The 507-nt window shown below is 43.6% G+C and carries 1 protein-coding gene; it reads right to left on the reverse strand.

Annotation, left to right across the window (positions count from 1 at the left end):
* Positions 1-127: 127 nt before the first annotated feature.
* On the reverse strand, positions 128-507 hold a 380-nt coding region (locus AC3DEV_RS16760; protein WP_488372828.1), incomplete at its 5' end, for a hypothetical protein.

Below are 507 nucleotides of genomic sequence, written 5' to 3' on the forward strand. Positions count from 1 at the left end.
CGGAAACGGATACACCACTAGCTACAGGACGTTCTTCGGTTGCGAATTGATCTTCGGCAACGCGTACACCAATTAATCGTGTAGGCATAATATTCCTTTCTAGGTTATGAGCTAATTTAAATCCCTACTACTTAAGTTTTACGCCAAGTTTGTTTGCAAAGAATTGTTCACCTTTCGATACTTCCTTCTTTGTTGCTTTTGGTTTGCCCTGTGGGGTAGTTCGGGTGGCAGCAGCGTTCTTGGCGGCGTTAGCGACATCCTGTTTATTCTTGAGTTCTAAATCCCATCCGTGGTAGCGATATGCTGCCTCGAGGGAATCTTTTATGCCCGGTATTTCACCATCGTTTTCTTCGCGATAGGTCGCACCGTGCATCTTCAAAAATACACCAATTTTACGAAACTTTTCAGGATCGGTTACTGACTCAGGGTGTGCTTCAACAAAGGCGTTATATTCATTCTTGGCTACCTTAGCAAGTTGAGCTGATAAATGCTTAATTAGGGGATTCT

This window comes from Dietzia sp. IBK-p2-15D, from assembly GCF_057773105.1.